The sequence below is a fragment of the Microbacterium sp. H6 genome, from assembly GCF_003314775.1.
Taxonomy (GTDB): Bacteria; Actinomycetota; Actinomycetes; order Actinomycetales; family Microbacteriaceae; genus Microbacterium; species Microbacterium oxydans.
This window is the reverse complement of sequence record NZ_QOAY01000099.1, coordinates 10,815-18,471: the sequence shown is the minus strand read 5'-3', so window position 1 is coordinate 18,471 and position 7,657 is coordinate 10,815. Positions and strand designations below refer to the sequence as shown.

Below are 7,657 nucleotides of genomic sequence, written 5' to 3'. Positions count from 1 at the left end.
GAGCTCGGCGTCCAGGCTCCCGCCGTGCTCGTGCACGGTATGTTCGATCGGCTCTCGCAGATGGCTCATGCGGTGAAGCAGCAGAGCGCCGTTGTTGATCAAGGCACCGCTGATGAAGGCACCGCTGATGAAGGCACCGCTGATGAAGGCACCGCTGATGAAGGCACCGCTGATGTAAGCACCGCTGATGTAAGCACCACCGAGGCGCACGACCGCGAGGCGCGTACGGTCGATCAGCTGCGCACTGACCTGCTGACCGACCTCGTGCTGACCGGAACGCCCACCGGACACGACACCGCCGACGGCCTGCTCGGAGAGATCGAGGCCCGCGTCGAGGTCACGGTTCCGGTGATGACGCTGATGGGCCGCGACGATGCCACACGACAGGGGCTCCCGTTCGTGCCCGGTTCCGTGCCGCCGCGAGCAGGTTCCGTGCCGCCGCCGGCCGAGCTCGACGTTGTGCCGCCGCCGGCCGAGCTCGACGGTGTGGTTCCGATCGACACGGCGACTGCTCGAGCACTCGCCGGTCTCGCCTCCGGGTGGGATCGGGTGCTCACGCATCCGATCTCCGGCGAGATGCTCGCGGTGGATCGCTACCGACCGAACGCGCGGCTGCGACGACACCTTCGAGCCCGAGATCAACGCTGCCGGTTCCCCGGCTGCGGGATCGTCGCCCGAAAGTGCGACCTCGACCACAATCATGCGGCCGCGAGCGGCGGTGCCACCTGCGAATCGAACCTCTCCGCGTTCTGCCGACGACATCACATGCTCAAACACCATTCCCCCTGGCATGTCGAGCAGCGCCCCGGTGGCGTCTTGGAATGGACGAGCCCGACCGGGCGCGAGTACATCGACCGCCCACCGCCCCAGAACACGGTGGTGTTCACCGACGAGTCACCGCCAGACGAGCCGGCACCGGACGAGCCAGTTCGCCCGCGCTTCTGAGACACCTCGCAGGAGCACGCCTCAGGAGCACGCCTCAGGAGCACGCTTCAGGAGCACGCTTCAGGAGCACGCTTCTGATCAGCGTGCCGACCTGAACGGACTGCCGCGTACCCAATCGGCCCGTGACAAGTGGAACCGCAGGTACCGCGAATCGGCGCCGAGAAAGCGGGGGTCGGGGTGTTCGATGATCTCGCGCCACCACGAGGCGACTCGATCGACCGTCATGTCCTGGCTCCACCCCGCGTGTGCGCGGAACACCGGATCCTCGGCCCACGACGCGAACGTCTCCGCATCGGCGGGGATCATCGGACGCAGAGCGAGCTTCACACCTTCACCGTAATCATCGGAGCCACCCGACGCGAGCACCCTCGCAACGCGAACGAGCCGCCCGGACCCGAGGGTCCGGACGGCTCGTGTTCCGCGACGACGAGCGTCGCGGAGCGATGTGTCTTACTGGTACGACTTCACGATCTCGAGGAGGCTCGGGACGTTGGCGTAGGCCTCTGCCGCGTTCTCCTTGGTGACGATGATCGGGTCGAGCAGGTAGGCCGGAACGACCTTCACGCCGTTGTCGTACTGCTCGGTGTCGTTGACGTCGACCTCTTCGCCCTTCTGGAGCTGGCCGACCATCTTGATCGACTGCTCGACGAGGAGCGTGGTGTCCTTGTTGATCGTGGAGTACTGGATGCCCTCCATGATCGACTTCACCGACTCGACCTCGGAGTCCTGACCCGTGACCACCGGGACCGGCTTGCCCGCACCCTGCACCGAGGTGATGATGGCGCGAGCGAGGGTGTCGTTCGGGGACAGGACGCCGTCGAGCGTCTCGGAGCTGTACGTCGACGTCAGGATCGAGTCCATGCGGCGCTGAGCGTTCTCCGCCTTCCAGCCCTCGGTCGCCGTCTGGGCGATCTCGGTCTGACCCGAGACGACCTTGAGCGTGCCGTCATCGATCTTCGGCTGCAGCACGTCCATCGCACCGTTGAAGAACACGGCCGAGTTCGCGTCATCGGGCGAGCCCGAGAACAGCTCGATGTTGTACGGAGCCTCGTGACCCGCGCGCTCGGCGAGACCGTCGAGCAGAGCCTGACCCTGCAGCTGACCGACCTTGAAGTTGTCGAACGCCACGTAGTAGTCGACGGCTTCGGTGTTCTCGATCAGACGGTCGTACGCGATGACCGTGACGCCGGCGTCACGGGCGGCCTCGACCTGGGTGGCGAGCTGCTTGCCGTCCTTCGCGCCGATGATGATGACCTTGGCGCCACCGGTGACCATCGCCTGGATCTGGTTCTGCTGCTCGGCGACCGTGTTGCTGGCCGGTGCGTACTGCACGTCCGGCTTGAATCCGGCCTTCTTCAGGCCGTCGGTGAACAGCTGACCGGCGAGAACCCAGTTCTCCGAGGTCTTGTCCGGAAGGGCGACACCGATCGTGGCGTCGGCGGCGAAGCCCTTGGCGGTCTCCTCCCCCGCTCCCGATCCGGTGCCACCGCGCTCCGAGGAGCAGCCGGTGAGGGCGAAGGCGCCCGCGACGACAAGCGCTGTCGCCGACAGAAGAATCTTCTTCATGTGATCTCTTTCTCTGGTGTGTGAAGGTCCAGGTGCGCGTGCGGTACGCGCCTGGGCCCCTACTATCCGCGCGTCTCTTCGACGGCGGGGGCTTCGTACTTCTGGCTGGTGGGGTAGTTCGTCTTGGTCGGATCGAACGTGTCGGTCGCCGGGTCCTGCTTGCGGCCGAAGCGACGCGTGAGGAATCCGATGATCGACGGGCGTCCCTGCTGCTTGTTCCAGACGTCGACACCGACGGCGAACAGCAGCACGAGGCCCTTGATCATCGACACCACGTCGGCACCGGCGCCCAGGAGGGCGAGACCGTTGTTGAGGAAGGCCATCACGAGACCACCGATGATCGACCCGATCACGGTTCCGATCCCGCCGGAGACGGCCGCGCCACCGATGAAGACCGAGGCGATCGCATCCAGTTCCCAGCCGTTGCCGTCCTGGGGACCGGAGGCGGTCGCCCTGGCGACGTAGATCATGCCGGCCAGCGACGCGAGCACCGACATGTTCATCATCACGAAGAAGTCGACCCAGCGGTCCTTCACACCCGACAGGCGCGCAGCCTGCCGGTTGCCGCCGACCGCGTAGATGTGGCGACCGAAGACGGTGTTGTTCGTGATGAACGAGTAGAGGATGACCAGGGCGAGCAGGATGATGCCGGAGATCGGGAAGCTGGTGCCCACGCGCCCGGTGGCGAACAGCCAGCCCGCGATCAAAATCACGGCGGAGATCAGCACGACCTTGGTGACGCTCACCCACGCCGGCGCCATTTCGGCACCCATCTTGCGCTGGATGCGACGCGTGCGGAACTCCCAGAACACGATCCAGGCCACCCCGAGAAGGGCGAGGAGCATCGTGAGCACGTTGAAGTCCACCGGGATGAACGGCAACTCGGGCAGGTACCCGGCACCGATCACCTTGAAGCCCTGCGGCACCGGCACCGACTGCGAGTCGCCGACCCACTGGTTCGCGCCTCGGAAGAACAGCATGCCCGCCAGCGTCACGATGAACGCCGGCACCCCGACGTAGGCCACCCAGAATCCCTGCCAGGCCCCGACCAGCACGCCGACACCGAGACCGAGGAGGATGCCCAGCGGCCAGGGGAGGTTCCAGTCCTGCATGGCCTTGGCCACGACGATGCCCGTGAACGCGGCGACGGATCCGACCGAGAGGTCGATGTGACCCATGATGATGACCATCACCATGCCGATGGCCAGGATCAGGATGTACGAGTACTGGTTGACGACGTTGATCAGGTTGCCGGAGGACAGCGTCAGTCCGGTGCCCTTGAAGATCCACGTCAGCACCTGGAAGACGACCAGGATCACGACGAGGCTGCCGAGGATGCCGAACTGACGGAGGGTCGACTGCCCTCCCCCGAACATCTTCGTGATGTCCTTGAAGTGGAAGCCGCGCTTCGTTGCGGTGGTGTCGGTGGTCATGCGGATGCTTTCTGGTTCGTGGAGGTCATGCTGCGCATGAGGTCCTCGGGTGTCGCCTGATCGGCCGGGATGCAGTCGGTGACCCGACCCTCGAAGACGGTGTAGATGCGGTCGGAGATGCCGAGGAGTTCGGGAAGCTCGCTGGAGATGACGATGACACCCTTGCCCTGGGCGGCGAGCTCGTTGATGATCGCGTAGATCTCGTACTTCGCGCCCACGTCGATGCCGCGGGTCGGCTCGTCGAGGATCAGCAGGTCGGGATCGGTGAACATCCACTTGGCCAGCACGACCTTCTGCTGGTTTCCACCGGAGAGCTTGCCGACGCCCTCTTCGACCGATGGTGTCTTGATGCGCAGCGCCTTGCGGTAGCGCTCGGCCACCGAGAACTCCTCACGGGAGTCGACGACGCCGTTGTGCGCGATCTTGGAGAGCTTCGCCGCGACGATGGACCGCTTGATCGTGTCGAGCAGGTTGAGTCCGAGCACCTTGCGGTCTTCGCTGACGTACGCGAGCCCGTGCTTGATCGCCGAGGCGACGTCGTGCAGGGCGACCTCCTGGCCGTCCTTGATCAGGGTGCCGGAGAGGAAGGTGCCGTAGGAGCGGCCGAAGATGCTCATGGCGAACTCGGTGCGACCCGCTCCCATGAGACCGGCGATGCCGACGACCTCGCCGCGGCGCACGTTGATGTTCGAGCCCTTGACGACCATGCGCTCGGGCACGGTCGGGTGCTGCACCCACCAGTCCTTGACCTCGAAGAACACCTCGCCGATCTCGGGGGTGCGATCCGGGTAGCGGCTCTCGAGGGAACGACCGACCATGCCGCGGATGATGCGGTCCTCGTTGATCTCTCCGCGCGAGATGTCGAGCGTCTCGACCGTGCGGCCGTCGCGGATGATGGTGATCTCGTCGGCGATCTGCTCGATCTCGTTGAGCTTGTGGCTGATCATGATCGACGCGATGCCCTTGGCCTTCAGCCCGAGGATCAGGTCGAGCAGATGCTGCGAGTCGTTCTCGTTGAGCGCGGCGGTCGGCTCGTCGAGGATCAGGAGCTTGACGTCCTTGTTGAGCGCCTTCGCGATCTCGATGAGCTGCTGCTTGCCGACGCCGAGGGTCTTGATCTGCGCGTCGGGGTCTTCGCTCAGCCCGACGCGGGCGAGGAGCTCGATGGCCCGCTCCTTCTGGGCCGTCCAGTCGATGCGGCCTCCGCGCTGGATCTCGTTGCCGAGGAAGATGTTCTCGGTGACCGAGAGCTCGGGGATGAGGGCGAGCTCCTGGTGGATGATCGCGATGCCCGCCTGCTCGCTGGCCGCGATGTCCCTGAACCGCTGCTCCTCGCCGTAGAGCAGGATCTCGCCGTCGTAGGTCCCGTAGGGGTACACCCCGGACAGGACCTTCATCAGGGTCGACTTCCCGGCGCCGTTCTCACCACAGATCGCGTGGATCTCGCCGGCTCGGACGGTGATGGAGACGTCGGCCAACGCCTTGACCCCAGGGAACTCCTTGGTGATGCTGCGCATCTCCAGGATGGGGCCTGACACGGTAGGCAACGTTGCTGTGGTGCTCACGGATCTTCCTCGCGACGTGCGGTCACCTTCGATGTGACCGTTCACATCGCTATATCGTCGTCTTCGTCGGGACTGCTGTCAAGTCGGCATCGGCATTTCGAATCCGGACCGTGACACTGCCGAGATGCGCGCGATCGCGAGCCCCCAGGCGACAGCTCGGATCGAAAGGATTCGATGGGTTCGCGAGCCTCCGCGCAGCGCCGCAGGGAACGAGTCAGCGGGCGACGGCGGATTCGCGGGCGCGCAGGATCGTCTGCAGCGGACCGAAGGCCGGCACCTGCTCGCCGCGGATCTCCGCGAGCAGGATCCGCACCGCCCGACGACCGAGCTCGGGGAAGTCCTGGTGCACGGTGCTCAACGTCGGAGCGACGTGTGCCGCGACGGGGATGTCGTCGAAGCCGATGACACTCACGTCGTGCGGCACCCGCACGCCCGAATCCCGGAACCCGTGCATCAGACCGATGGCCATCAGGTCGTTCGCGGCGAACACCGCCGTGAAGTCGCGTCGAAGCGAGAGCTCCTTGCCCGCGAAGTACCCGAAGTCCGCCGTCCAGTCGCCACGGATGGGCGGGAACGTGGGCAGATCGGCCTCACGCAATCCGTCGAGATAGCCCCGCATGCGCGACTCCGCCTCGATCCAGTCCTGGGGACCGGCCAGGTGCAGGATGTCGCTGTGTCCGAGGGAGATGAGGTGCTCCGTTGCCGCCTTCGCACCGGCCACCTGGTCCGCCGACAGACTCACGCCGTCGGATCCGGACGCCGTCTGCAGCGTCACGAACGGCATGTCGACGGACATGCCGCGCAGGACATGGAAGACCCGCACCTGGGGGGCGAGCACCACGATCCCATCGGCCTGCTCACGCGACAGCTGCCGCACCGCATGGCCGATCGCCTCCGGCGTCGTGTCGGCGAGGTTCAGCGTCGAGACCGAATAGCCCTCCTCCCGCGCCGCATCCTCGATGCCGGCGATGGACGAGGTGGGTCCGAACTCGCCGATCGTCGCGGACAGGATCCCCAGCATGTTCGACTTGCTGGTGACCAGGGCGCGCGCGGCGAGATTGGGCCGGTAGTCGAGGACCGAGATGGCGTCGAGCACCTTGGCCTTCGTCTCCGGCCGGATGCTCGGATGATCGTTGAGCACGCGGGACACGGTCTGATGCGAGACACCGGCGAGGCGGGCGACGTCGCGGATACTCGGCAGGCGGGCGCGCGCGGAGGCGGTGGACATCACTTGCCTCCTTGCGTGTGCACGGTCACATCCCCAGTACATTATGTCTGTCGACGCCTTCCCGTGCACCTCCCCGTGGACCGGGGCGCGCAGAACGGGTTGTACGGCGGCACCGGAACCATCACCCGGTTTCGTCGCACCGCACCGGATCGCCCTCGTCCCGCATGGCAGGGTGACAGCGTGGACACTCTGCTGCGCGGCGGGCGCGTCATCGACCCGAAGACGGAGACCGACCGGATCACCGACCTCCTCCTCGCCGACGGGCGCGTGGCCGCTCTCGGCGACGGACTCACGGTTCCGGCCGATGCCGAGGTGGTTGACGCCACCGGTCTCATCGTCGGGCCGGGGTTCGTCGACCTGCACAGCCACGTGCACTCCATCGCGGGACAGCGGCTGCAGGCGATGGACGGCGTCACCACGGCACTCGACCTCGAAGCCGGACTCATGCCCATCGCCGAAGCCCTCGCCCGTGCCGCCGCGGACGGCCGACCGCTGAACTACGGATTCTCGGCCTCCTGGTCGCAGGCGCGGGCGTACGCGCACCTCGACCGGGTGCCCGTCGCCGACTTCACCGCGTCGATGGACCTGCTCGGCAAACCGGAGTGGCAGCGCTCGTCCTCCCCCGCGGAGCGCCGCCGCTGGCTGGGGTTGTTGGAGGACGAGCTGGGGGCCGGTGCCCTCGGCATCGGCGTGCTCATGGGGTACGCGCCGCGCTCCGATCCGGACGAGTACCTCGACCTCTCTCGCCTCGCCGCCGCCGCGCACGCTCCGACCTTCACGCATGTGCGAGAGCTGATCGAAGCCGACCCCCGCACTCCGATCGACGGCTCTGAGGAGCTCGTCCGCGCCGCCGCCGAGACGGGTGCCGCGATGCACCACTGCCACGTGAACAGCACCTCGCTGCGGCACGTGGACCGCGT

Annotated in this window: 7 protein-coding genes; 2 read left to right on the top strand and 5 right to left on the bottom strand. The window is 66.5% G+C overall.

Translation table 11 applies throughout. The annotated features are described in order from the left end of the window. Nucleotides 1–945: HNH endonuclease signature motif containing protein (locus DSP71_RS06820; RefSeq protein WP_220151088.1), on the top strand; the 945-nt coding region annotated here is incomplete at its 5' end. A 78-nt stretch (nt 946–1,023) separates the two neighbouring features. Here DSP71_RS06820 and DSP71_RS06815 read toward each other — a convergent pair. The 5 genes from DSP71_RS06815 to DSP71_RS06795 form a co-directional block, all read right to left on the bottom strand. Beyond that, nucleotides 1,024–1,272 carry a hypothetical protein gene (locus tag DSP71_RS06815; RefSeq protein WP_058632415.1) on the bottom strand — a complete coding sequence of 83 codons (249 nt, stop codon included), beginning with the start codon at nt 1,270–1,272 and terminating at the stop codon, nt 1,024–1,026. Nucleotides 1,273–1,395: 123 nt separating this feature from the next. Further along, nucleotides 1,396–2,511, bottom strand: a complete 1,116-nt coding sequence (locus DSP71_RS06810) for a sugar-binding protein (RefSeq protein ID WP_113680701.1) — start codon at nt 2,509–2,511, stop codon at nt 1,396–1,398. Nucleotides 2,512–2,573: 62 nt separating this feature from the next. Beyond that, the gene (gene mmsB, locus DSP71_RS06805) at nt 2,574–3,944 is read right to left on the bottom strand and encodes a multiple monosaccharide ABC transporter permease (RefSeq protein WP_113680700.1); all 1,371 of its coding nucleotides are present in this window, start codon (nt 3,942–3,944) and stop codon (nt 2,574–2,576) included. Continuing rightward, the gene (mmsA, locus tag DSP71_RS06800; RefSeq protein ID WP_218867587.1) at nt 3,941–5,461 is read right to left on the bottom strand and encodes a multiple monosaccharide ABC transporter ATP-binding protein; all 1,521 of its coding nucleotides are present in this window, start codon (nt 5,459–5,461) and stop codon (nt 3,941–3,943) included. The genes mmsB and mmsA overlap by 4 nt, the downstream gene beginning before the upstream one ends. A gap of 262 nt (nt 5,462–5,723) precedes the next feature. Continuing rightward, the gene (locus DSP71_RS06795) at nt 5,724–6,737 is read right to left on the bottom strand and encodes a LacI family DNA-binding transcriptional regulator (RefSeq protein WP_113680699.1); all 1,014 of its coding nucleotides are present in this window, start codon (nt 6,735–6,737) and stop codon (nt 5,724–5,726) included. A gap of 180 nt (nt 6,738–6,917) precedes the next feature. On the opposite strand from DSP71_RS06795, the gene DSP71_RS06790 reads away from it, so the two are divergent. Next, nucleotides 6,918–7,657, top strand: a 740-nt coding sequence (locus DSP71_RS06790) for an amidohydrolase family protein (RefSeq protein ID WP_147251224.1), incomplete at its 3' end; no start/stop codon positions are given.